This window comes from Streptomyces sp. NBC_00080, from assembly GCF_045041255.1.
GTDB lineage: Bacteria > Actinomycetota > Actinomycetes > Streptomycetales > Streptomycetaceae > Streptomyces > Streptomyces coriariae.
Genome location: NZ_CP108235.1, coordinates 6,449,787 through 6,473,667, shown reverse-complemented (window position 1 = coordinate 6,473,667; position 23,881 = coordinate 6,449,787). Strand labels below are relative to the sequence as shown.

18 protein-coding genes are annotated in these 23,881 nt (G+C 72.1%); 10 read left to right on the top strand and 8 right to left on the bottom strand.

Annotation, left to right across the window (positions count from 1 at the left end; all coding sequences use genetic code 11):
* Positions 1-38: 38 nt before the first annotated feature.
* The 6 genes from OHU34_RS28865 to OHU34_RS28840 all read right to left on the bottom strand — a co-directional run bounded on the left by OHU34_RS28865 (position 39) and on the right by OHU34_RS28840 (position 4,869).
* Positions 39-893, bottom strand: a complete 855-nt coding sequence (locus tag OHU34_RS28865) for a hypothetical protein (protein WP_142264110.1) — start codon at positions 891-893, stop codon at positions 39-41.
* Positions 890-1,933 carry a methyltransferase gene (locus OHU34_RS28860; RefSeq protein ID WP_142264111.1) on the bottom strand — a complete coding sequence of 348 codons (1,044 nt, stop codon included), beginning with the start codon at positions 1,931-1,933 and terminating at the stop codon, positions 890-892. The genes OHU34_RS28865 and OHU34_RS28860 overlap by 4 nt, the downstream gene beginning before the upstream one ends.
* 59 nt (positions 1,934-1,992) lie before the next feature.
* Positions 1,993-3,069 carry a histidinol-phosphate transaminase gene (locus tag OHU34_RS28855; RefSeq protein WP_142264112.1) on the bottom strand — a complete coding sequence of 359 codons (1,077 nt, stop codon included), beginning with the start codon at positions 3,067-3,069 and terminating at the stop codon, positions 1,993-1,995.
* Positions 3,066-3,452 (bottom strand): hypothetical protein, encoded by a 387-nt coding sequence (locus tag OHU34_RS28850; RefSeq protein ID WP_020126997.1) that lies wholly within the window; start codon positions 3,450-3,452, stop codon positions 3,066-3,068. Before OHU34_RS28850 ends, OHU34_RS28855 begins: the two co-directional genes overlap by 4 nt.
* Positions 3,452-4,525, bottom strand: a complete 1,074-nt coding sequence (locus OHU34_RS28845; protein WP_405768988.1) for an SAM-dependent methyltransferase — start codon at positions 4,523-4,525, stop codon at positions 3,452-3,454. The genes OHU34_RS28850 and OHU34_RS28845 overlap by 1 nt, the downstream gene beginning before the upstream one ends.
* Positions 4,526-4,635: 110 nt before the next feature.
* On the bottom strand, positions 4,636-4,869 hold the full coding sequence (locus tag OHU34_RS28840) for an acyl carrier protein (protein ID WP_142264113.1): 234 nt from the start codon (positions 4,867-4,869) through the stop codon (positions 4,636-4,638).
* Between the two features lie 834 nt (positions 4,870-5,703).
* On the opposite strand from OHU34_RS28840, the gene OHU34_RS28835 reads away from it, so the two are divergent.
* Genes OHU34_RS28835 through OHU34_RS28805 form a run of 7 tightly spaced genes read left to right on the top strand, consistent with a single transcriptional unit; the run spans position 5,704 to position 16,448 of the window.
* Complete coding sequence (locus OHU34_RS28835; RefSeq protein ID WP_160159976.1) at positions 5,704-6,714, top strand: ketopantoate reductase family protein; 1,011 nt, start codon at positions 5,704-5,706, stop codon at positions 6,712-6,714.
* Positions 6,711-7,019 carry an acyl carrier protein gene (locus tag OHU34_RS28830; protein ID WP_020127001.1) on the top strand — a complete coding sequence of 103 codons (309 nt, stop codon included), beginning with the start codon at positions 6,711-6,713 and terminating at the stop codon, positions 7,017-7,019. Before OHU34_RS28835 ends, OHU34_RS28830 begins: the two co-directional genes overlap by 4 nt.
* The gene (locus OHU34_RS28825; protein WP_405768984.1) at positions 7,016-11,161 is read left to right on the top strand and encodes a non-ribosomal peptide synthetase; all 4,146 of its coding nucleotides are present in this window, start codon (positions 7,016-7,018) and stop codon (positions 11,159-11,161) included. Before OHU34_RS28830 ends, OHU34_RS28825 begins: the two co-directional genes overlap by 4 nt.
* Positions 11,162-11,173: 12 nt before the next feature.
* A complete protein-coding gene (locus OHU34_RS28820) occupies positions 11,174-12,187 on the top strand; it encodes a zinc-binding dehydrogenase (RefSeq protein ID WP_142264116.1) in 1,014 nt (337 codons plus the stop codon).
* Between the two features lie 13 nt (positions 12,188-12,200).
* On the top strand, positions 12,201-13,442 hold the full coding sequence (locus tag OHU34_RS28815) for a polyketide synthase (protein ID WP_142264117.1): 1,242 nt from the start codon (positions 12,201-12,203) through the stop codon (positions 13,440-13,442).
* A 53-nt stretch (positions 13,443-13,495) separates the two neighbouring features.
* Positions 13,496-13,924, top strand: coding sequence for a nuclear transport factor 2 family protein (locus OHU34_RS28810; RefSeq protein WP_020127005.1), 429 nt, complete (start codon positions 13,496-13,498; stop codon positions 13,922-13,924).
* 43 nt (positions 13,925-13,967) lie between these two features.
* Complete coding sequence (locus tag OHU34_RS28805) at positions 13,968-16,448, top strand: AMP-binding protein (protein ID WP_405768980.1); 2,481 nt, start codon at positions 13,968-13,970, stop codon at positions 16,446-16,448.
* Between the two features lie 93 nt (positions 16,449-16,541).
* Here the strand turns inward: OHU34_RS28805 and OHU34_RS28800 are convergent, their stop codons facing one another.
* Positions 16,542-17,492 (bottom strand): M28 family metallopeptidase, encoded by a 951-nt coding sequence (locus OHU34_RS28800; RefSeq protein WP_054238191.1) that lies wholly within the window; start codon positions 17,490-17,492, stop codon positions 16,542-16,544.
* 690 nt (positions 17,493-18,182) lie between these two features.
* Between OHU34_RS28800 and OHU34_RS28795 the strand changes: the two genes are divergently transcribed.
* Positions 18,183-19,250, top strand: coding sequence for a glycoside hydrolase family 5 protein (locus tag OHU34_RS28795; protein WP_142264119.1), 1,068 nt, complete (start codon positions 18,183-18,185; stop codon positions 19,248-19,250).
* Positions 19,251-19,414: 164 nt separating this feature from the next.
* Here OHU34_RS28795 and ligA read toward each other — a convergent pair whose 3' ends face one another.
* Complete coding sequence (gene ligA / locus OHU34_RS28790) at positions 19,415-21,541, bottom strand: NAD-dependent DNA ligase LigA (protein ID WP_405768976.1); 2,127 nt, start codon at positions 21,539-21,541, stop codon at positions 19,415-19,417.
* Between the two features lie 137 nt (positions 21,542-21,678).
* Between ligA and OHU34_RS28785 the strand changes: the two genes are divergently transcribed.
* On the top strand, positions 21,679-22,551 hold the full coding sequence (locus OHU34_RS28785) for an LLM class flavin-dependent oxidoreductase (protein ID WP_142267811.1): 873 nt from the start codon (positions 21,679-21,681) through the stop codon (positions 22,549-22,551).
* Positions 22,552-22,683: 132 nt separating this feature from the next.
* A complete protein-coding gene (locus OHU34_RS28780; protein WP_142264130.1) occupies positions 22,684-23,844 on the top strand; it encodes an FAD-dependent oxidoreductase in 1,161 nt (386 codons plus the stop codon).
* The last annotated feature ends 37 nt before the right edge of the window (positions 23,845-23,881 follow it).

Genomic DNA, 23,881 nt, shown 5'->3' with positions numbered 1-23,881 from the left:
CGCGCTGGTCAGTGCTGGTCGCTACCGGTCAGGGCTGGTCAGTGCTGCACCGGACAGCCGTTCCCGCCGCCGCGCACCGGGGCGTCGGTGTCGTGCCGGGTGCCGAGCAGCCAGTACGCGTCCTCCGCCGCGCGCCACAGTTCCGGAAAGAGCGCCAGCTGCGAGCGGGCCTCCAGCGTCGCCAGGGACCGGCCGCCCAGACTCTGCGGCAGCTCGAACTCGTCGTCGCCCTCCTCGTTCCCCTTGCGCAGCCCGGGCTGGCCGCCGAGCTGCGACCAGACCATGATCAGATGGTGCTGCTTCCAGCCGAGGACACTGCCGTCCAGCCGCAGCATCGCCTCCCGCACCAGGGCCAGCGACTGCGACCCGGACGAGCGGGGGCCGTCGTAGCCGTCGTCCTGCTGGGCGATCACGTCCTGCAGGGACAGCCCGGCGCGCTCCACCGCCTGCTCGTAGGCCTTCCAGACCGGACGGGCCACCCGCCGCAGGTTGCGGTAGCCGGGCGAGTCCAGGCCGGTGGCGTCCTCGGGGAGCGCGTTGCGCATCATCAGCAGGCTGTGCTGCGGCAGGTGGTCGGTGAGCAGCCGTACCGCCTGGACGGTGACCTCGCTGAGCCCGGTGGCCCGGTCGAACATGCGGACCGCCTGGTGGTACCGGTCGTCGTCCAGGTGGCCGATGGCGCGGCGCAGCTCGTAGTGGACCTGTACCCAGGCGTACTCGGTGATGAGGTGGGTGACCTGGAAGAACCGCTGGTCGGGGTGTTCCGTCTCGCTCTCCGGGACGAGGGCGCCGAGGGCGTCGGTGAGATGCAGGACGTTCTCGTAGTTGCTGCCCCGGTCGAAGTCGTAGGAGAGCAGGGCGTTGGGCTCGTCCGGGTTCAGCGAGCGCTTCACCGGGTCTCCTCTTTGGTGTACTCGACCAGCCAGTGGCCGGGCAGCTCGAACTTCGTGGAGCCGGTCAGGGTGAGTCCGACGCCGGCGCCGAGGTCGCGCAGGTCGTCCATGCTGCGTTCGCGGCCGCCGAGCAGGACCAGCATCAGCAGGTCGGCGTAGCTCGCCATCACGGGGTCCTTGCCGCTGTCCAGCAGCCGCTCGACCACCACGACCCGCCCGCCGGGGGCGAGCGCCGCCGAGCAGCGGCCGAGGATGCGGGCGGCGTCCCGGTCGCTCCAGTTGTGCAGGGTGTTGGCGATCAGATAGACATCACCGCCGGCCGGAACCGGCTCGAAGAAGCTCCCCGCGACCAGCTCGCAGCGGTCGGACACCGGGGCGGTGACCCCGCCGGCCTCGTCGATGACGCTCGGCAGCTCCAGCAGCGTGCCGCGCAGCGCCGGGTGCTCGGTGAGCAGCTTCAGCAGCAGGGAGCCGTTGCCGCCGCCGACGTCCACGACGTGCCGCACCGACGCCCAGTCGTAGATACGGGCCAGTTCCGGCACGAGCCGGTCAGCGATCCGGGCGATGCCCGTGTTGAAGGACTTCTCGATGTCGGGGTGCGCCTCCAGGTCCTTCCAGAAGGGCCGCCCGTGCGCCTGCTCGTACACCGGCAGACCGGTGCGTACGGCGTCCATGAGCCGCCCGACGGCCGGTTCGAAGCGGGCCTCCATGGGCCGGCTGGGGTCCTCGTAGTCCAGCCAGCGGCGCAGATTGCTCGGGTGGTCGCCGAGCAGCACCCGGCCCACGTCGGTGAGCTCGTACGTCCGCTGCCGCGACGCGCTGTCGGTCGTCTCCTCGAAGAGGCCGAGGAGGCTGACGTAGTGCAGGACGCGGCCCAGGGACTGCTCGTCGGTGCCGGTCTCGGCGGCCAGGGCGGCGGCGGTCCGGTGTCCCTGCTCGACCAGGTCGGGCAGGCGGAGGGTCGCGGTCACCCGCACGGCGGTCGGGGTGAACCCGGAGCCCAGGGCGAGGATCGTGTTCAACGGGTCTTGGCGGAACACCAAAAGCCTCCAGTCGTTCTCGTTCGGTCGGTCGTTTCGCCGGGCGTTCCGGTGGAAATTCAGGGAGTGCTTTCGATCTCGTCCAAGGCGTCCAGGAACCGTGCGAGGTCCTTTTGTTCGCCGAGCGACGTGCGCAGGTAGCCGGGAAATCCGAACAGTCCTGCATTGCGAACGAGAATGCCGAAATCGGCGGCGAGACGATCCTGCGCGCGGGCACAGTCCCGGGCCGCGACGGCGACGAAGTTGGTCACGGAGGGCAGATGGGCGCGCCCGCGCCGGTCCAGCTCGCCTACGAACCAGCTCCGCCGCTCGGCGGTGGACCGGCGTACCCCGTCGACGAAGTCCCGGTCGCCGAGGGCGGCGGTCGCGGCCGCCTGGGCGAGCCGGTTCACGCTGAAGGGCAGGGCGCGCAGGGTCCCCCGCAGCCCGGCGATCAGCTCGGGCCGGCCTACGGCGTAGCCGACGCGCAGCGCGGCCAGGCCGTAGGCCTTGGAGAAGGTGCGCAGCGCGACGACGGGCGCGCCCTCGTCCAGCAGATCGCGGGTCTGCGGGGTGTCCGGGTCGGCGAACTCCATGTACGCCTCGTCGAAGACCAGCGGGACCCCGCTGCGGCCGGAGGCGTCGACCAGCGCGGCCAGTTCCCGCCGGGTGAGGGCCGCGCCGCTGGGGTTGTGCGGGTTGCACAGATAGCCGATCCCGTGTCCGGGCAGTCGCGCGGCGAAGGCGGTGGCGTCGACGGCGGTGCCGCTCAGCGGTACGGCGCCGCAGCCGCGCCCGGTGAGCTCCAGACAGGCCCGGTAGCCGGGGAACGTCCCGTCGGTGACAAGCCCGGGAAGGGTCCGGTCGCCGAGGGTGAGGGCGGTGGCCAGGACCAGCTCGTCACTCCCGTTGGCGACGGCGATGTGGTCCGGGCCGACACCCCAGTGCGCGGCGAGCGCCCGCACCAGTTCCTGCCGCTCGGGGTCCGGGTAGACGTTGACCCGCCCCAGTTCACGCTCGGCCGCCCGCACGGCCGCCTTGCTGGCGCCGTGGGGACTCTCGCTCAGGTGCAGCCGGATCAGGTCGTCGGCGCCGGGGACACTCGTGTTGAACGCCTTGCCGGCGGCCGGGGCGGCCTGTCCCGCGGCCGGGGTCACAGACTGTCCCCCAGGAGGACGCCGAAGCAGTAGCTGCCGACCTCCGCCTCGAGGGTCAGGAAGCAGTGTTCGCTGCCGGCCGGGATCCGCATGACGGCCGGGGAGAGCAGTTCATGACGTCCGCCGTCGAGTTGGACCTCGATGCGGGCGCCGCCCTTGTTCGGGGAAACCAGCAGGTAGAGCTCGTCGACCGGGTGGGTGTGCGGCGCGGCGACCGGTTTGCCGACCAGGGTGCTGAGTTCACCGCCGGCGAGCTGCACGGGCAGGCCGCCGAACATGTCGGCGGTGAGGTAGAAGGGCGCGGGCTGGTGATGTCCGGCCACGGCGAGGGGGATGGGCAGATCCTCCACGATCTCGGGGCCGGCGGGACATCGTTCGCTCATCACTGGGCCTCCAGGACGAACAGGTAGGTGTGGGGGGCGCCGAAGGGAACCGTGCGGCGCAGGTGCAGCCCGCCCTCGTGGAAGAGGTCCTCGTACTCCTCGCGCGTGTAGACCGGGACGCCCATCAGCGCGTGGGCGAGCTCGAAGCCGCTGGAGAAGACGGGCAGCGTGTCCTTCTCCCCGCGCGGGCGGACGGTGGTGTCGGCGAGCAGGAAGGTGTGCGCGCGGGGGAACGCCTTGCGCAGCGCCGGGATGACGTCCGTCCGGGTGGTGGGGTCGACGAGCAGGTCGTGCAGGAACATGAAGCTCATCGCGACGTCCACCTGGTCGGCGCCCTCGATGCGGCGGCCCCGGAAGAGGATGTCGAGGACGTCGGCGCAGATCGGCTGGACGCGGTCGGCCAGTTCGTGCCGTTCGACGGTGCCGGCGGCCAGCTCGGTGGCCGAGGCGCTGATGTCCAGGCCCAGACCGCGGGCGCCGGGGCGGGACTTGACGAGGCGGCACACGCGTTCGCTGATCCCGCTGCCGAGGTCGGCGATGACGGAGAAGTCGAGTGCGGCGATCTGCTCGTCGAGCAGGTTCCGCATCAGGGCCATGTCGGCCTGGGCCGAGCCGAGCGCCACCATGGCCTCGTCGCGCAACACGTCCTTGCCGAAAGCGCGTTCCCCTCGCGCGATGGACGCGGCGTTGGCGAAGACGTCGTGGTACCCGCCCACGCCCCAGGTGAAGAACCCTATTTTCCGACGGAGGTCGCCCCAGGCCGGCGTGGGTGTCACCCGGTCGTCGAGGACGTCGAGATATCCGAAGGCCTCCGCCGCCGACAACAACTGACGGAAAACCCTTTCGTCCAGCTGTCGTCGCCAACAGTACTCGCGCACGTCGAGCCGGTCGGTCGCGTCGAACCAGGCGAAGAGCCCCAGTTGCTCCAGGGCGAAAACGACATGTGTGGAGATGAATCCGTTGAAGGCGGTGTCGGCATCGAGCGGGGTGTTCGCGGCGCCCTGCCATTCGGCGGGACGGAAAACGCTTTCACCCAACTCTTGGAGGCCGTCACGGGAAAGGGGAGCAGTCACGAGAAGTGCCTTCCTTGTTTCGGTCGAATGCCGAGCTCCGGTCGAACCGACGTCGAGCCGGCCCGGAGTCGGCTTGAGGCGATGCCGACGCCCGAATCGGCGGCAACCGGTTACACGCGGGGCGAAGTGGCGGCGACGTGTTCCACCGCCACCGCCAGTTCCCGCACGGTGGGGTGGTCGAAGAACAGCCGGTTGGGAAGCCGGACACCGAGTTGTCGGCGCAGCCGCATGAGCACCTGCGTGGCTTTCAGGGAATGACCGCCCGCCTCGATGAAAGGGGTGTCGTCGTCGAAGTCGTCATGCCCGAGGACCTCGGTCCACGCGGCTCTGACCTGGTCTTCCATGGCCCGCACAGACGGTGTCACGGGCGGTTCGGAAACCGGCCCGGAAGGCAGTCCTGAATGCCGCCCACCAGGCGGTCCGGAAGATTGCCCGGCATGCGGATCCGGACGTGTTTTCACGCCGTCGTCACTCAAAAGAATTCCCCCGTGTCATGACGGATCACGGTCGATCGCCCCGGATGCGGAGCAGCCGTGGAAAGGCCCCGCGCATGGGCGTGGCCGGGTCGAGCTTCAATTGTTTTCCCCCGTAGAAACGGACGCTCCACCGGTGGGTCAAACCGGTTCGGTCCCTGAGGTGATTGCTCACCTGGCGGCAGACTGCCGATATCGGAGAGTAGGCAGCGGCCATCGAGCCAGTCAAGGGTCGAATGTCGGCCAGCCAGCACCGGGATCACCTTTGGCCAACACTTCAACGCTGGGTGTAAACCCGTCTTGTGATTCACTTGCATCGGCCATCCGGTTGGCCGAAAAGCGGGTTGACGGCCGAAACTCGGCACCTCTACGGTCGATGAGTCGATTGTGAACGCAGTATTTCAAGGGTTGCGTTCGAGGCCGACATCAACCGGCGTGACAGGGGGAATGATGTACGCCGCAACGGGGGAGACAGAACCGGTCGACCAACCGGTTCCATATTCCGTCAGAGTCCTTTTCGAACTCCGATGATCCTCGGATCGGTGACCACCTGACCCGTGGCCGCCTGATCCCTCAAAGGCCGTAGCCGGCCTTTTCCATCATTCACACGGTGTTGTCTACCGCTGCCCGCCGCACGGCGCAGACCTGTGCGCGCACCGCTGGACGGGCAGCGGCATTCGTCACGAGATGCATCAAGGAAGCGTGTTGAGGCATGCGATTCTGGGCGCCGGGGGAGTCGGGCTCGCCCTCGGAGCGGCGCTGGCCCGTGCCGGCCACGAGGTCGTGCTGGTGATGCGGGAGTCCTCACGAGCCCGCTACCACGGCGTGATCGACGTCCACAGCAAACTGCACGGCGACCTCGCCGTCGAGGCACGCGCGGTGGAGCGGCTCGACGAGCCGGTCGACGTCCTGTGGGTGACGGTGAAGGCGCCCGCGCTGGACGCCGCCCTGGCCCGGGTCGCCCCACGGCTGACCCCGGACTCGGTCGTCCCCCTGCTCAACGGACTCGACCATCCGCGATCGCTGCGGACCAGGTTCGGGCCCCGCCAACTCGTCGGCGCGATCCTCATCGAGGCGGAACGCACCGCGCCCGGCCGGGTCACCTGGAACTCCCTGTACGCGGAGGTCAGCCTCGCGACCACCGACGGCGACCACGCCGGGGACGGCCCCGAGGACCGCGACCACGCCGGGGACGGTCCCGAAGGGGGTGTCGGCACCGGCGGCCGGCGGCTCGGCGGGCTCGCCGAGGTCCTCGCCGACGCGGGTCTCGGCTGCACCCCGGAGCGGGATCCGGCGAGCGTCCTGTGGCGCAAGCTGGTCCTCCTGCTGCCGTTGGCGCTGGCCACCACCGCGGCCGACGGCCCCCTCGGCATCGTCCGCCGACGGCCCGAGCTGTCCGCCCTGCTGCGCGACGCCGCCCGGGAAGCCTGTGCCGTCGCCGCCGCGGACACCGTCGTGGTCGACGACCGGAACCTGCTGCACACCCTGGACACCCTGCCCGGCCGGACCGACACCTCCCTGCACCGGGACGTCGCCGCCGGGGTCCGGCCGACCGAACTCGCCGCGCTCACCGAGCCGGTGCTGCGCCGCGCCCGGGACCACCACGTGGCCGTACCCGCGCTGACCGAACTGGCCCGCAGGGCCGCGGAGCGGGAGCGGCCGGCGGAAGTTCCCGCACCGCACCGATCCACCTACCGCAAGGGAGAAACGCCATGACAGTCGGTTCGGGCGAGACACTGGACGAAACCCTGGAAGCGACCCTCAAGGAGATCCTCGTCGAGGACCTCTTCCTGGACGTGCCCACCGAACGCATCGGGGACGACGACGGCCTCCAGGACGTGCTGGGCCTGGACTCCCTCGGCTTCGTGGAGCTGCGCGCCCAGTGCGAGCAGCGCTTCGGCGTGGCCATCACGGACGCCGAGTTCACCCCTCTCCACTTCCACTCGGTGCGCACGGTGGCCAACCTGGTGCGCACCCTGCGTACGGGCACCGCCGGCGAGCACCTGGCGGTCCCGCAGTGAGGGAACCCGCCTCCTCCGAGCAGATGGACGTCTGGCTCGCCTGCCAGCGCGAACCGGAGTCCGACCGCTACAACGTCACCGTCGACCTGGAGTTCACGCCGACCGTCGACATACCGGCGCTGCGTGCCGCACTCGGCGATGTGCTGACCGCCCACCCGGCCCTGCGCTGCGCCTTCGCCACCGAGGGCGGCGAGCTGTGGCGCACCGCCGAGACCGACCCTCCGATGGCGTTCGTCACCGACCGGCTCCCCGGCCGCTACGACCGTGCGCAGGCCCTCGCCCGCGCGGTCGTCGCCGGCCGCGCACCCTTCGACCTGGCCACCGCACCGCTGCTGCGGGCGACGCTGCTGGCCGGGGAGGGCGGCGCGCTGCTCGCCGTCACGATGCACCACATCGTCTCCGACGGCTGGTCCAGCCGGATCCTCGCCGAGGACCTGGTGACGGCGTACCGGGCCCGGACGACGGGTGCCCCGGTCCCGGCTCCGCGCCCGTCGTCCGGCATCGATGCCGACATCGATGCCGGGACCGGTACGGGTGCCGGTGCCGGTGCTGCTGCCGAGGCCGGCGTCCAGGGCGGTCGCGACGCCGACGCCGACATTGATGCCGACGCCGACGCCGACGAGTACTGGACCTCCGTCCTGCGCGACGCCCCCGCCTCCCTCGCGCCCCCGCACGACCTGGTGCCGGAGGACGGCTTCCCCGGTCCCTCAGGCCGGGTGGAGGTGCTCCTGCCCGCCGAGGTACACGCGGGCGTCCAGGCGCTCGCCGCCGCCGAACGCGGCTCCCCCGCCGTCGTGCTGCTCGCCGCATGGTCGGTACTGCTGCACGCGTGGGCCGGGGAGTCCGAGGGCACCTTCGGCATGGTCTTCGCCGGCCGCCGGTACGCCGACGCCGAGCGTGTCGACCTGTTCAGCCGGGCGCTGCCGATGCGTGACCGGATGTCCCTCGACGACCGCTTCCTGGAGGTGGCGGCCCGGCTGCGCGAGCAGATGCTCGACGCGATGGAACACGCCCACCTCCCGGTGCGGCGGCTGCGGGCGATCCGCAGCGCGCGGGCCGACGGGCCGGGCGTCGAGCGGACGGTGTTCATGTACACCCCCGCCTACGAGGACGAGTGGCAGGCCGGAGAGGTGACCGTCCGCCGCTTCGACCACCCGGACGAGTCGACGAAGTACGAGTTCTCGGTCAACGTGCTGGAGGGCTCGGCCGGTACCCGGCTGTGCGTCTACTACGACACCGCCCGCTATCTCCCCGCCACCGCCGAGCTGTTCGCGGCGGAACTGCGCGAGCTGCTGGCCCGCGCCGTGACCGCCCCGGACAGCACCTGCGGCGATCTGCTCGCCGCCTGCGACCCGGGCCTGTCCGAGGTCGCCGCGCACGGCGCGCCCGTCGCGTCACCGGCGCCCGGCATCCCCGAGCTGGTCCTGCGGCACGCCGCCGACCGCCCGGACGCCATCGCCGTACGCCACGGCGAGCGCACCCTCACCTACGGCGAACTCGCCTACCGTGCAGGTGAGTTGGCCGGCTGGCTGCGCGACCGGGGTGTCGGGCCCGGCGACACCGTGGCGCTGCTGCTCGCCCCTGGCGTCGAGACCCCGGTGTTCTGGCTGGCGTCCGCCCTGGCCGGCGCCGCCTACCTCCCCCTCGACCCCGCCTATCCGCAGGCCCAGCTCCAGCTGATCGTGGACGACGCCCGTCCCGCGGTCCTCGTCGTCGACCCCGACTGCGGACAGACCCTCGACGTGCCGGAGGGCAGCGCCGTACCGGTCGACGAGGCGCTCGCGCGGGCCCGCGGCCGGTCCGCCCCCGAGCTCGCGTACGACGACACCGCGACCCTCTGCGTGCTCTACACCTCCGGCACCACCGGCCGGCCCAAGGGGGTCGTGCTGCCGCACCGCGGGCTGGCCCGGCTCTTCGTACGGCCCGACTTCCTCCCGCTGGACGAGACGGACGTCGTCGCGCAGCTGTGCCCGCTCAACTTCGACGGCGCCAGCTACGAGATCTGGGGCGCCCTCACGCACGGCGCCCAACTGGTCGTCCTCGACAAGCACCTGGTGCTCAGCCCCCGTGAGATGCGGACGGTGGTCCGCGAGCGCGGGGTGACCACGCTGCTCGTGACGACACCGCTGCTCAACCGGATCATCGAGGACGCTCCGGACCTGCTCCAGTCGCTGCGGCGGGTGTACTTCGGCGGCGAGCTGATCTCCGTACGGCACATGCGCCGTGCGCTGCGCTGGTCCCGGCCGGGCGTCCTGCTGCACAGCTACGGCCCCACCGAGAACTCCTTCACCTCGACCTGGTTCCCGATCACCGACCTCGCGCCGAACGCCAGGACGGTCCCCATCGGCCGACCCGTGCCCGGCACCGAGGTACGGGTCGTGCAGGAAGGCGGCACCCGTCCGGTGCCGCGCGGGGTTCCGGGCGAACTGCTGCTCGGGGGCGCGGGGTTGGCCGACGGCTATCTGAACGCGCCCGGGATGACGGCGGACCGGTTCGTCACCGACGGCCCGAGCCGCCTCTACCGGACCGGTGACCGGGTGCGCTGGCGCCCCGACGGTCTGCTGGAGTTCATCGGCCGCAACGACAACCAGGTCAAGATCCGCAGCCAGCGCGTCGAACTCGGCGAGGTGGAGGCGGTGTTGGACGCGCACCCGGCCGTCGAGTCGGTCTTCGTCACGACGCGCGTCAACCGGCGCGGCGAGAAGGAGATCGTCGCCTACGCGGTGGCCACGCCCGGCACGGACGCCGACGAGCTCGGTCGGCACGCCAGGCTGCGGCTACCCGCCTTCGCCGTCCCCAGCCACCTGCTGCTGGTCGGGGAGCTGCCGCTCACCCCGACCGGCAAGATCGACCGGCGCCGGCTGCCGGACCCGGAGCGGGCGACCGGGTCCGCCCGGCCCGACCCCGCTCCGGCCCCCACGGCGGCCCTCGCACCGGAGCCGCCTCCGGTGGCATCCGCGGCTTCCATGGCTTCCGGCCCTCCCCTCAGTTCCGCGAGCTCCGCGACCTCCGCGGCCTCCGTGACGGAGGGCGTGCGGGCCGCCTGGCGGGCGGTGCTGGAGCACGACGGCTTCGGGCCCGACCGCAACTTCTTCGACGCCGGCGGCCATTCGCTGCTGCTGGTGAGACTGCGGGAGCAGCTGCGGCTGGCAACCGGCGCCGACCTCCCGGTCATCGACCTGCTGCGCCATGTCACGGTCCGCGAGCAGGCCCGTCTGATCGCCACGGCCCACCGGCCCGTGAGCGGAACGGCGGCCCCGGCCGGGCCGGTGTCCCGACGACCCCTCGACGGCACGCCGTCGCGGCCGGCCGGCACGGCGCCGGTGGCGGCTCCCGGTCCGCGGATCGTCGCCCTCTCCGCCGCCACCGCCGAGGCCCTGCTCGTCGCCCGTGAACGGCTGGCCGCCCATCTGGAGGCGAACCCGGACCTGGCACTGGCGGACGTGGCCCACACGCTGGAGGTGGGCCGTCGGCACTTCGGTCACCGGTGCGCCGTCGTGGCGTCCGACCTGGCCGAGGCGGTGCGCGCCCTGCGGGCCCCGCACACCGCGACGCCCGCCGCCCCCGGTTCGCCCCCGGCCGTGGTGTTCGCCTTCGCGGACGGCACGCCGGACGGCACCGGCCGGGCCGCCGAACCGCTCACCCGCCAGCTGCGCCTGGCCGGCCGGTTCGCCGAACGGGGCGTGACCCCGGCGGCGGTGTACGGCATGGGAACGGGACGGTTCGCGGCCGCGGTGGTGAGCGGCGCGCTCACGGCCGGGGAGGGCGAGGAAGGTGTACGGCTGGTCGCCGACGGGGCCGGCGCACACATCCCCGTACCCCGCCGTCCTGCCCTGTTGTGGTCCACCGCGCTGGGTCCGCTGTTCCCCGACGGGCCCGCCCCGCAGGAACAGCATCTGTCGGCCGAGGCCGAGCCGGCCAAGCTGCTCCGGACGGCCTGTGACCGGCTCGGCGAGGTGGCCGTCCTCGACCTCACGGCCGAGGACCCCGACGAGCGGGCCCTGCTGACGGCCCTCGCGGCCCTGTGGTGCCAGGGCGCCGAGGCGCGGCTGACACCGGCCGGCCCGGCCCGTCGTCTGCGTCTGCCCGGCCACCCCCTGTCCTGGGCGTCTTCCGCGTCCCCGCTCTCCGTACATTCCTGAAGGAAGGTCCGCATGTCGCACGTACGTGGCGAAGCCGCCGTTCTCGTCGAACCCGGGCGCCTGGAGGTGGCGGAGGTCGCCTTCCGGGAGCCGGCCGAGGGAGAGGTCCTCGTCCGCAACACCGTGGCCGCCATCTGCGGCAGCGATGTGCACCGGGTGCGCGCCGAGTCCCCCTTCTTCCGGGACATGCGCGACCACCCCTATCCGTGCCCGGCGGGCTACCCGGGGCACGAGGGCGTCGGGGAGGTCGTCGAGAGCCGGTCGGCCCGCTTCTCGCCGGGCGACCTGGTGCTCACCGTGCCCAACCACGCCTACATGGCGTCGTTCGCGCGCTACCAGACGATCGCCGACCGGTTCCTGCTGCCGGTGAAGGGCACCGGGGCGCCGACCGTCCAGCTGATGGCGCAGCAGCTCGGGACCGTCGTGTTCGCGCTGAAACGGTTCTGGCCGGAGCCCGTGCCGGAGGGGTCGACGGCCGCCGTCGTCGGCGTCGGCTCGGCGGGGCTGCTGTTCCAGCAACTGCTCAAGCACCGCGGGTTCGAGAAGGTCGTCGCGGTCGACCTGGAGCCGGGGCGGCTGGCGGTGGCCCGTTCCCTCGGTGCGGACGCGACCGTGCACGTGCCCGGGCAGAGCGCCGAGGAGGTCGTCATGGAGGCGACCGGCGGCAAGGGCGCCGACCTGGTCGTGGAGGCGGCCGGCACCGACGGAGCGCGCGAGCACGCGATGCGGATGGTCGGCCAGCACGGCCGGCTGGGCTTCTTCGGCATGCCCGAGGACTACGACATGCGCATCCCGTACGCCCATCTCTTCGTCCGCCAGGCGCAGTTGATCACCGCGGTCGGCGGGGCCCAGCTGGAACCCGGGCTCCCCTCCTTCCGGACCGCGCTGGAACTGATCGGGGACGGCTCGATCCGGGTCGACGACCACATCACCCACACCTTCGACATCAAGAACATCGCCGACGCCTTCGACCTCGCGCACAACCGGCAGGACGACGTCGTCAAGATCGCGCTCACTTTCGGCTGACGGGAGGACAGGCATGTCGGAACTGGCCAAGCACTCGGCCCCGGTGGCCGTCATCGGCGTCGGCGGCCGCTTCGCCCGGGCGCCCGACGTAGGGGCGTTCTGGGACAACCTCGTCGCGGGCCGGGACTGCTTCCGGCGGGAGCCGGTCCCGGTCGTGGAGGACCTGGGCGAGGACCGGCTGCGGGTCCACTCGTGGGGGACCGCCCCGCACCGAGACACCTACGACCACACGCTCGTCGGCGTCGAGGGGCTGGACCCTCAGCACGGCATCCTGCAGGAGTCGCTGTGGCAGGCGGCGGAGGACGCCGGGGTCAGGCTGTCGGCGATCGCCGACCGGACCGCCGTCTACGCCGGCTGCGCCCGCACCAAGCATGTGCCGCGGGCCGCCTTCGACGACGTGGTGCAGGTCGACCCGACGTTCGCCGGGCCCTACTTCTCCTATCTGCAGGACCTGTGGGGCGAGTCGTTGATGCTGGACTCGGCGTGCGCCACCTCCACCGTGGCCGTCCAGCTCGCCTGCCAGAGCCTGCGGGCGCACGCCTGCGACTACGCGCTGGCCGGGGCGGTGGCGATCCAGGAGGACGCCGACGGCTCCTATCTGCGGACCCCGCGCAGCATCTACTCCACCGAGGGCATCGTGCGCCCCTTCGACCGCCGACACAACGGCGTGGTGCCCGGCGACGGCTCCGGGGCCGTCCTGCTGCGCAGACTGGACGACGCCCTGCGCGACGGCGATCCGGTCTACGCCGTCATCCGGGGCGGCGCCGTCACCAACGACGGGCGGGCCAAGCCCGGTTTCGTCATCCCCGGTGTCGACGGCAAGGTCCGCGCGGTGCGCCGGGCGCTGGAGGCGGCGGGGCTGACCGGGGCCGACGTCGACTACGTCGAGACGCACGGCGTCGGCATCCCCCTCAACGACCAGATCGAGGCGACCGCCCTGATCGAGGCCCTCGGCACCGAGGGGCCGCCGGTGGCGGTCGGCTCGGTGAAGGCCTCCGTCGGTCACTGCGACACCGCCGCCGGCATGGCGGCCCTGATCAAGACGTGCCTCGCGATCGACCGTGGCTTCCTGCCCGCGACCCCGAACACCGAGGTCCCCATCGAGGAGTTCACCGGGCGCGGCGAACGCTTCGGCATCCTCCCCGAAGGCCGTCCCTGGCCCACGAACGGCCGCCCACGCACGGCCGGCCTGATGTCGGCCGGCGTGGGCGGCACCAACGCCTTCCTCGTCCTCGAGGAAGCCCCGGCCCACTGACGCCGGGCCACTGACCACTCATCAGTTTCCGTTTTCCTTACCGAGGAGCACGCATGTCCGTCACCGCCGACCTCTACATCGAGGTCAAGAACTTCTACGCCCGCCAGATGCGCGTCCTGGACGACCTGGACATCGAGCGTTTCACCGCCACCTTCACCGAGGACGGCTCGGTCGCCCACCCGCACCGCGGCGAGAAGGTGGAGGGCCGCGAGGCGATGCGCACCAAGATGAAGAGCATGCTCCCGATGTACGAGGGGCTCGTCACCCGGCACTGGTTCGACCACTTCCTGATCGAGCAGACCGAGGGCGACGGCCTGCGCGTCACCTACTACTCGCTGGTGACCCAGACGAACACGCTGGACGAGGTGCACTTCTTCTCCTCGTCCAGCGTCGAGGACCAGATGGTGCGCGAGGAGGGTGAACTGCGCATCCGGGAGCGGGTCATCCACCGCGACAACCCCAAGTACGGCCGAGTGATCTGACCCCGCCCACGCATCCGTGAACCGCCGAAGGAGGGCAGAGCAGATGGCAGAGCAGAGGGCAGATCAGCCGGCGGAGCAACCGGCGGAACAGTCGGCGGGGCAGCCCACGGAGTCCTGGGAACCGCCGCCGGCCGAGTGGAACGACACGGCGCGGCCGTTCGAGGACCAGGTCAGCATGATCGACCTGATCGAGCGGCGCGTCCGGGAGTCCCCCGACGCTCCCGCCGTCCGCCTCGGCGAGGGGGAGGTCAGGACGTACGCGCAACTGTGGGCCGACTCGGGCCTGCTCGCCCGGTTCCTCGCCGGTCACGGGGTGGGCCGGGGCGCGTTCGTCGGCATCCTGCACGAGAACTCGTGGGACAGCGTGCTGGCCGTCGTCGGTGTGCTGCGCACCGGCGCCGCCTACGTGCCGCTGGACGCGCGCTGGCCGGCCACCCGGATCGCGGCGCCGCTACGTCAGTCGGGCATCGACTGGCTCGTCACCGGCCACGCCCTGGCGCGCCGCGCGGAGGAGGCCGGGCAGCTCGCGGGCTCCGGCGTGCGGCTGGTCTGCACGGATCTGCGGGCAGCGGCCCCGGACCCGCTGGACACGGAGACGGTCGGCCTGCTGTGGGACACCGTCGCCGAGGACGAGGACCTGGCCCGGGCCTCGGGCTTCAATCAGAACCCCGGCGACGGGATCTCCGCGGCGCAGATCGACACGTACGTCTCGCACGTGCGCGACCTGGTGCTGTCGGCGGCTCCGACGGTGGAGCTGCCCCGGGTCGTCGAGGTGGGCTGCGGTGCCGGTCTGATCGCGGGTGCGCTGCGGGACCGGGTGGCCGGTTACACGGGCGTCGACGTGTCGGCCGTGGCGCTGGAGCGGGCGGCGCGGGAGGCCGGCGAGGGGGCACGGTTCGTGCGGGCCGCGGCCGCCGACCTCGGCCGGGTGGTGGCCCCGGCGAGCGCGGACGTCGTCCTGCTCGCGAGCGTCGCCCAGTTCTTCCCCGGGTTCGAGTACCTGCGGTCCGTGCTGCGGGACGCCGTGGGCGCCCTGGCGCCGGGCGGGGCGGTGGTGCTCGCGGACCTCGCCGACCTCGGGGAGCCGGGCGAGGGACCCGACTCCGGTCATCTGCGGGTGCCCGCCGAGTGGTTCGGGCACCTCTCCGCCCAACTCGGGCTGCCGGTACGGGCGGAGATCCACCGACGCGGTGGGGACGGCTGGCCGCCGGTCCTGCGGGACCGGTACGACGTCGTCCTGCGCCTCGCGCCGCACGACACGCCCACCCCGTACACGCCGGTGATCAGCGCCTGGAGCGACGTCGAGGAGGCCCACGCCCTGCCGCTGCCGGCCGGCCCCGGCGCCGACGACACCGCGTACGTCATCTTCACCTCGGGCTCCACCGGCGTACCGAAGGGCGTGTCGGTGCGCCACCGCAGTGCCGTCAACGTCATCCAGTGGGTGAACGAGACCTACGCGGTGGGTCCGGACGACTGTCTGCTGTGGGTCACCGCGCTCACCTTCGACCTGTCGGTCTACGACCTGCTCGGCGTGCTCGCGGCCGGCGCCAGTCTGCGTGTGGTCCCCGCCGCCGAACTGTCCGACGGTGAAAGGCTGCTGGACATCATGCTGCGCGAGCCGATCACCTTCTGGGACTCGGCGCCCGCCGCGCTCGGCATGGTGATGTCCTTCGCCGACGAGCCGGGCGGGACGGACAGGGCGTCCGAGGCGAGCGCGACGGACGGGACGGGTACGACGGGTACGACGGCGGACGGCGGGTCGGTGCCGAGCCTGCGGCTGGTCTTCCTCAGCGGCGACTGGGTACCGCTGGCCCTGCCCGGCCGGGTCCGGGCCCGCTTCCCGCGGGCCCACGTCGTGGCGCTGGGCGGCGCGACCGAGGCGACGATCTGGTCCAACCACTTCGACGTCGGCGAGATCGACCCGGCCTGGACGAGCGTCCCGTACGGCAAGCCGATCCAGAACGCCCGCTACTACGTCCTGGACGGCGACCGCAAACCGTGTCCGATCGGCGTCGAGGGCGATCTCCACATCGCGGGCGTGGTGGTGGCCGACGGGTATGTCGGCGATCCGGAGCTGACGGCCGCGAAGTTCACGGCCGACACGGTGGGCGGCCTGGCGGACGAGTCCATGTACGCCACGGGCGACCGGGCGCGCTGGATGGCCGACGGCAACCTGGAGTTCCGGGGCCGCCGGGACGACCAGGTCAAGGTCCGCGGCTACCGGATCGAACTGGGCGAGGTGCTGGCCGCCCTGCGTCAGGTGCCGGGGGTGGTCGACTGCGCGGTCACCACGCTGCGGGGCGACGACGGCCCGCAGATCGTGGCTGCCGTGGCGGTGGGGGGATCGGAGCCCTCGCCGGGCGGCGGGTTCGTCCGCCGCCACCTCGCGCAGAACCTGCCCAGCTACATGCTTCCGGAGCATGTGCTCGTCCTGCCGGCCCTGCCGGTCGGCCCCACCGGCAAGGTCGACCGGGAACGGCTGGCCCGTCTGGCCGCCCGCCCCCGGAACCGCCGACGGACCTGAGAGCCGAGGAGGAGGGGACACCCGGCGAACCGAGGGGGGTCGGGACACCCGGCAGGCGCCGGATGTCCCGACCCCCCTCGCGGCCGCACGGTCCTAGCCGCGCACGCCCAGCTTCCACACCATCGCGGCGACGGCGTCGCTGTTGACGTCCAGGGCCCGCCTGTCGATGTTGGCGGGGGTGTCGCAGGCCTGGTGGTAGCACTTGTCCATGGCCTCACCGGCGGTGCCGCCCCACTTCGCGGCCTGCTCCGGGGTCTTGATCTCGGCGGATCCGGTGAAGATTCCGCCCACCGGAACGCCCTTGGCCAGAAACGGCTCGTGGTCGCTGCGGCCGTTGAGGGCGGTCGCGGGCTCGGTGGGGATGCCCTTGGCGGCGAAGTACCGGTCGAAGTGCCGGGCGACCTCCGGGCTCTGGTCATAGACGAAGTAGCCCGGGTTCGGTGAGCCGATCATGTCGAAGTTCAGATAGGCGGTGATCTTCGACAGTTCGGCCGCCGGCAGGGTGTTCACGTAGTGCGTGGACCCGATGTAGGTCTCCTCCTCCGTTCCCCAGAAGCCGAACCGGAGGTGCTGGGAAGGGGTGACGTTCTTCGCGGAAACCGTCAGCGCGGTCTCCAGGATCGCGGCGACGCTGGAGCCGTTGTCGTTGATTCCGGGACTTGTCTCCACCGAGTCGAGGTGCGCCCCGACCATGAGGACTTTTCCGGTCTGACCGCCCCTGGGCCAGTCGGCGATCAGATTCCAGCTCTTCTTTCCACCGAACTCGAATTCCTGGAGCGAGGTGGTGAATCCGGCGGCGTCCAGCTTTTTCTTCACATAATCGACGGAGGCCTGATAGCCGGCCGTGCCATGGGCGCGGTTTCCGCTGTTCGCGTCCGAGATCCGCTGGAGCGCGTCCAGGTGCCGCATCACTCTGGAGACCGAGAGGTCGGGTGCCGCACCTGCCTGAGCAGGCTCTTCCGCATGCACACCGACCGTTGTCAGCAACAGGACGGACAGTGTGGACGCCGCGACGACGGCCGGACGGGACGGCTTGAAAGGCACAGCTGTTTCCCTTCTCGGTACGAGCAATTGATCTTTCCGAATGCTTCCACGAAGCCCGCACCGAAGCCAACAGACTTCAACAGACTTCACAAACGGAACCGTCCGGACGCTGCTTTTCCGCCAGGTAGGCCACAATGGCTTTCCCTCCCGAAAGCCCACCGGAAATCAACGGTCGACAACCGACGCCACGCCGGAAAAGCACGTGCATTCATGACGCGTTTCGCACTGTCGAGAACGGCTCGGCCGAACCACGAAACCAACGAACGGCGGGACTGCGGGACTACGGGACTACGGGACCGAACAGCAGGACCGGACCACCGAGCACGTCACGGGGCGGGACGGTCGGAGTCGTCCACCGGCCCGCCGGACTCGTCCACGGGACCGGCCCCCGGGCATCTCACCGGACCGACGGCCGGGCGGCCGCACCCCTCCCGCCCGCCCCACCGCACCTCTCCCGCCCCACCCCATCGCGCCCGACTCCACCCCGGCCCACCCGTCACCGGAGCCCCGGACGTTACGCGCCGGAAACCTTGACGATCACATCGCCGGGTGCCACGATTCCGGCGCCGCCATGTTTACGTAAACATCAGCCACCCCAAGGCGTTGATGTTTACGCAAACATCGCGTGGCGGCCGCCGCCCAGCCCGCGCGTCCCCCAGCGCCGAGCCGCCTCTCCTGAAAGGGCACGTCATGCGCAAGACCCCCACCAGAGCCTCCCGCACCCCCCGCCTGCGCGCCGCCCTCGTCGCGGTCGCCGTCGCCGCCGTCACCGGCACGACCCTGGCCGGCAGCCCGGCCGCCGCCTCCTCCGGCGCCGCGCCGACCACCGACACGACCCAGTTCAAGGGCGTGAACTGGGCCGACCCGCGCGACAACTTCGCCGACGACCTCCTCCAGCTGTCCGGTCTTTCGACCACGGACACCTACCGGCAGACCTACGCGAAGGCGACCCGGATCATCGCGGCGTTCCGCGCGAACCTCGGCGCCAACACCGTGCGGCTGCCCATCAACCCGTACACGGTCGACGGCGCCTACTGGAAGTCCTATCGCGGGGTCATCGACGCGGCCTCGGACCAGGGCTTCAAGGTCATCGTGTCCTACTGGGAGGGCACGGGCGCCCAGAAGGACGGCTTCATCGACGACACGGCCACGTACTGGCCGATGTGGGACACCGTCGTCAAGGCGTACAAGAACGACAGCCGCGTCTACTTCGAGCCGATGAACGAGCCGCACGGCTACACCGACACCGAGTGGGCCGACATCGCGGCCAAGTGGCTGTCGGCGTACGCGAAGGTCCCGCGCAACCGGGTGTTCGTCAGCGGCGCCGGCTACAACGACCACGTCACCACGGTCTGTGCCGACCCGCGGCTGAAGGGCACGTACCTCTCCCTGCACCACTACGGGTTCTGGAAGGACTACGCGACCTACGACCAGTGGGTGGCCGACCTGAAGGTGCGCATCGGCGACTGCGCGAACCGGACCGTCGCGGACGAGTTCGGGGCCCCGATGACCACCGGGCTGAACTACAACGTGAAGACACCGGACGACAACTTCGTCAACTACGTCCAGGCCGTCACCGACACCTTCCGCGAGCTGAAGATGGGCTCCGTGTACTGGCCGGGTCTGCGTACCGACGACACGTACTCGCTGCAGACCCTCACCGGCACCACCGCCCGCCCCTGGCTGGCCACCACCAACCAGTCGGGCGCCGACCGCCTCGCCTGGGCATGGGGCCGAGGCAAGCCCGTCAAGGGCTGAGGCGCCCGAGGGTCCGGACGTGAGCCCCCTCGCCCGACCGGCTGCCCGGCAGCGGCCCCCACCGCGCCCGGCCCGTCACGCCCGAGGGGACCACGGACGGGCCCGAGCGATCGTCGTCACCGGGGCGGCCGACCTGACGGCCGTCCCGGTGACGGCTTGCCCGTCTACACCGTCGGCTCCCCGCCTGGGCCGGCGTCGACGTAGTCGGCGACGAGGGCGGCGAACTCGTCGGGCGCGGCGAGCCGGAGGCCGAGGGTCTCGGCCTTGGTCCGCTTGGATCCGGCGCCCTCGCCGGCGACGACGAGGCTGGTCTTCTTGGAGACGCTGGACGAGGAGCGGCCCCCGGCGCGCTCGATGAGTTCGTTCATCTGGTTGCGGCTGAGCTTCTCCAGTGCCCCGGTCATCGCGCCGGTGACGACCACGGTCATCCCGGTCAGCGGCCCGGCGGCGACGGCCTGCGTGCCTTCGCCCCCGCTCTCGCCGTCGGCCGCGTCGGGCGTCGCCGGTGCGGGCGGGGTGGCGCCGGGCTCGGTCATGTTCACCCCGGCGGCGACGAGTCTGTCGATGAGCGGGGCGAGTTCGGCGAGCTCGGCGACGATGGACGGGGCCTTCTCGGTGCCGATGCCCTCGACCTGCTGGATCGCTTCGGCGTCGGCGGCGCGCAGCAGGTCCATGGTGGCGAAGTGGCGTGCGATCCGGCGGGACATGGAGCGGCCGGTGCCGCGGACCCCGAGGGCGCACAGCACGCGGGACAGCGGCTGGTTCCTGGCCCTGGCGAGCGCGGCGAGGAGGTTGTCGGTGCTGGTCTCCCCCATCCGTTCCAGGCCGAGGAGCTGGTCGCGGGTGAGGGCGAACAGACCGGCGAGGTCGGTGACCAGTCCGGCTTCGACGAGCTGGACGACCCGGGTGTGGCCGAGGCCCTCGATGTCGAGCTGGTCGCGTCCGGCGGCGTAGGAGAGGGAGGCGACGAGGTGGCAGTCGCGGCCGTTGACGCAGCGCCAGCGCTGCTCGCTGGTGTCGATGCCCGATCCGCAGCGCGGGCACGCCTCGGGGAAGACGATGGGCTGTTCGTCGCCGGTGCGCAGATGCGCGACGGGCGCCTCGATGCGGGGGATGACGTCCCCGGCCCGGTGGACCATGACGTGGTCGCCGAGGCGCAGGTCGCGGCGGGTGATGTCGGCCGGGTTGTGGAGGGTGGCGTAGGTGATGGTGGAGCCGTCGATCTCGACCGGCTCCAGGACGGCGCGCGGGGCGATGATGCCGGTGCGGCCCACGTTCCACTCCACCGCCAGCAGCCGGGTGATCTTCTCGACGGCGGGCAGCTTGTAGGCGGTCGCCCAGCGCGGGGCGCGGGAACCCGAGCCGGCGGCCCGCTGGTCGGCGGCGAGGTCGGCCTTGACGACGATCCCGTCGATCCCGAACGGCAGCGAGGCGCGCAGCCCGGCGATCTCGGCCACCCGGGCCAGGACCTCTTCGACGCTGCGCGCGGTGACGCCGGGCACGGCCGTGGTCGCGGTGGTGTTCACGCCGTAGCCGGCGGCCCGCGTCATGAGGTCGCTGTGCGCGCTCTCCTCCAGCAGCGCGGCCGGCGCCGGTTCGGTGTCGTCCAGGGGCAGCAGTCCGTAGCCGAAGAAGGTCATCGGGACGGTGTACGCGCGTTCCCTGGCGCGCAGGGTGCCCGCCGCGGCGTTGCGCGGGTTGGCGAACGGCGCGCCGCCGTGCGCGGTGCGCACCTCGTTGGCGTGCTCGAACTGGGCGGTCGTCATCAGGACCTCGCCGCGTACCTCGACCGTGACCGGCTCCGCCAGTTCGGCCGGCAGGCCCTCGACGGTGCCGATCGCGTGCGAGACGTCCTCCCCGGCCGTCCCGTCGCCCCGGGTGATGAGCCGCGTCAGGCGGCCGCGGGTGTAGCGGGCCGCGATCGCCAGACCGTCCAGTTTCGGCTCGACGCTGAACGCGGTGATGTCATGGCCGACGCGCCGGGTGAGCGAGGCGGTCCACGCGGTGAACTCCTCCGCGGAGAAGACGTTGTCCAGGCTCAGCATCGCTCTCGTGTGCGGGACATCGCCCTCGACCGCCCCGCCGGCGACCTTGCCGGTCGGCGAGTCGGGGAGCACCTGCTCCGGGTTCTCGTCCTCCCACGCCGCGATGGCGCGCACCAGCCTGTCGTAGGCGTCGTCGTCCAGCACCGAGGTGCCACCCGCGTAGTAGGCGGCCGACGCCTTCACCGCGTCCTCGATCGCCTGCGCGTAGGCGACGGCGTCCACAATCACTGCACCGGGTGTTGTCATGCCTCACATCCTGCCTGCCACCACTGACAACGCCCCGAACGAGAGAGCGGCGGCCCCGGACTCCGGGGGCGGCCCCGGCCGGGGATACGCCGTTGATCCACCCGCCGCCCACCCCATAGGTTCCGGGCATGACGAACGTGACGAACATACGGGTCGGTGTCATGTACGACCGCGACTGGGCTCCCGAGGAGTTGCCCGGGTTCGCGCGGCGGGCCGAGGCGCTCGGGGTGGACGACCTGTGGGTGGTCGAGGACCTCGGCTGGAACGGCGGGGTGTCGGCGGCGGCCGTGGCGCTGGGGGCGACCGAGCGGCTGCGGGTGGGCATCGGGATCGCACCGGCGCCGCTGCGCAGTCCGGCGTTGCTGGCGATGGAACTGGCCACGCTGGCGCGGGTGTTCCCCGGGCGGCTGGTCGCCGGGATCGGGCACGGGGTGCGGGAGTGGATGGAGTCGGTCGGCGTCGCGCCCCGGTCGCCGCTGGCTCTCCTGGAGGAGACGATCACCTCCGTGCGCGCGCTGCTGCGCGGTGAGCGCGTCGAACTGGAGGGGCGTGAAGTACGTCTGGACGGCGTGCGGTTGGTGCACCCTCCGGTCCGGGTGCCGCCGGTGGTGGCGGGCGTGGTCCGTCCGCGTTCCCTCGAACTGTCCGGCCGGGTCGCGGACGGCACCCTGATCGCCGAGGGGCACGGACCGCGGGATCTGGAGAACACCCGGGCCCTCACCGCCAAGGGCGGGGCCGGTCCCGACCACACGCTGACCGTGCTGTCCTTCGCCTGTGTGGGCGACGACCCCGAGCAGGTCGCGCGGATCCTGCACCCGCACACCGAGGGGCACGGCGCCTGGCTGGGCCGCCCGCAGGACGAGGTGTTCACCGTCTCGGGCACCCCGGCGCAGGCCGTCGCCGACATCCACGCCCTGAAGGACTCCGGCGCCGACACCGTCGTCCTGCGCATCGTCGGCCCCGAGCCGCTGCGCCAGCTGGAAGCCGTGCTGACGGCTTTCGGACGCTGAACGGGTGAAAGGGCGGCCCGGACCGGTCGTGCGGTGCCCGGCCGGAACTCCGGGCCGCCGTCCGGGCGTTCTCCCGTGGGTGGCGTACGACGACGGGGCCGTGCGTCCATGGGCGGAACAGCGGGGTGAGGCATGGCGCGCGTACTGGTCATCGGCGGCGGGATCGCCGGCACGGCGGCGGCTCTGGCGCTGGACAAGGCGGGGCAGGAGGTCGCCGTGTACGAGGCGCATCCCGACTCCGCCGAGGACATCGGCGCGTTCCTCACCCTCGCGAGCAACGGCCTGCGGGCCCTCGCGCAGCTCGACGCGACCCCCGCGGTCACCGCGCTCGGTTTCCCGCTCACCAGCATGCGGCTGCTGGACGCCGAGGGCGGCGAGGTGGCCCGCGCCCCGCTCGGTGAGGCCGAGGACCCCCGGCTGCGGTACCGGTGCCTGCGCCGCGGCGAACTCAACGCGGCCCTCCAGACGGAGGCCGCCCGCCGTGGCATCGCGGTCGTCCACGGTGCCCGGCTCGCCTCCGTGGAGAGCGGCTCCGAAGGCGTCACCGCGCACTTCGCCGACGGCAGCTCGGCGACGGGCGACCTGCTGCTCGGCGCCGACGGCCTGAACTCCACGGTCCGCCGGGCCACCGCCCCCGCCGCACAGCCCCGGTACGCGGGACAGCGCGTCTTCTACGGCTACACCACGAGCGCGCCGGCGGCCGGGCCGGCGGAGACCGCGTGCATCACGATGATCCGCGGCAGCGCGGCCGCCTTCGGCCACACGACGTCGCCGGACGGGGAGACGTACTGGTTCGCCCGGGTCGGCGCCGACGCCCCGCTGACCGCCGACGAGATCGCGCACGCCACCCCCACCCAATGGCGGGACCTGCTCATTGCGTTGCTGCGCGAGGACACCACGCCCGCCGCGGAGATCGTCGCGGCCACCACGGCCCCCGTCCTGGTCACCAACGCGACCGAGATGCCGGGCGGCACGCCCTGGCGCTCCGGCCGGACCCTGCTCATCGGCGACGCGGCCCACGCGGCCTCCCCCGCCACCGGGCAGGGCGCATCCATGGCCCTGGAGGACGCGGTGATCCTCGCCAAGTGCCTGCGCGACGCCCCGGACACCGAGTCCGCGCTCACCCGCTACGAGGAGCTCCGCCGCCCCCGCGTGGAACACAACACGACCGTCAGCGGCAACATCTCCCGCGGCGTCCACACCCCGACGCCCCGCAGCCCGGGGCGCCCGCCCCCGGCCCGGCCCGACGAGGAAGTCACCCGCCAACTGGAGTGGACCACCGCCCTGCGTTGACCGGCACCGACGCCGAACTCCCGCTGCCGCGAGTCGA

Bases quoted from the DNA above. Each gene is read 5' to 3' on its own strand.
- OHU34_RS28815 (WP_142264117.1), top strand. From the start codon at position 12,201: ATGTCGGAACTGGCCAAGCACTCGGCCCCGGTGGCCGTCATCGGCGTC.
- OHU34_RS28795 (WP_142264119.1), top strand. From the start codon at position 18,183: ATGCGCAAGACCCCCACCAGAGCCTCCCGCACCCCCCGCCTGCGCGCC.
- OHU34_RS28810 (WP_020127005.1), top strand. From the start codon at position 13,496: ATGTCCGTCACCGCCGACCTCTACATCGAGGTCAAGAACTTCTACGCC.
- OHU34_RS28820 (WP_142264116.1), top strand. From the start codon at position 11,174: ATGTCGCACGTACGTGGCGAAGCCGCCGTTCTCGTCGAACCCGGGCGC.
- OHU34_RS28840 (WP_142264113.1), bottom strand. From the start codon at position 4,869: ATGGAAGACCAGGTCAGAGCCGCGTGGACCGAGGTCCTCGGGCATGAC.
- ligA (WP_405768976.1), bottom strand. From the start codon at position 21,541: ATGACAACACCCGGTGCAGTGATTGTGGACGCCGTCGCCTACGCGCAG.
- OHU34_RS28830 (WP_020127001.1), top strand. From the start codon at position 6,711: ATGACAGTCGGTTCGGGCGAGACACTGGACGAAACCCTGGAAGCGACC.
- OHU34_RS28805 (WP_405768980.1), top strand. From the start codon at position 13,968: ATGGCAGAGCAGAGGGCAGATCAGCCGGCGGAGCAACCGGCGGAACAG.
- OHU34_RS28850 (WP_020126997.1), bottom strand. From the start codon at position 3,452: ATGAGCGAACGATGTCCCGCCGGCCCCGAGATCGTGGAGGATCTGCCC.
- OHU34_RS28780 (WP_142264130.1), top strand. From the start codon at position 22,684: ATGGCGCGCGTACTGGTCATCGGCGGCGGGATCGCCGGCACGGCGGCG.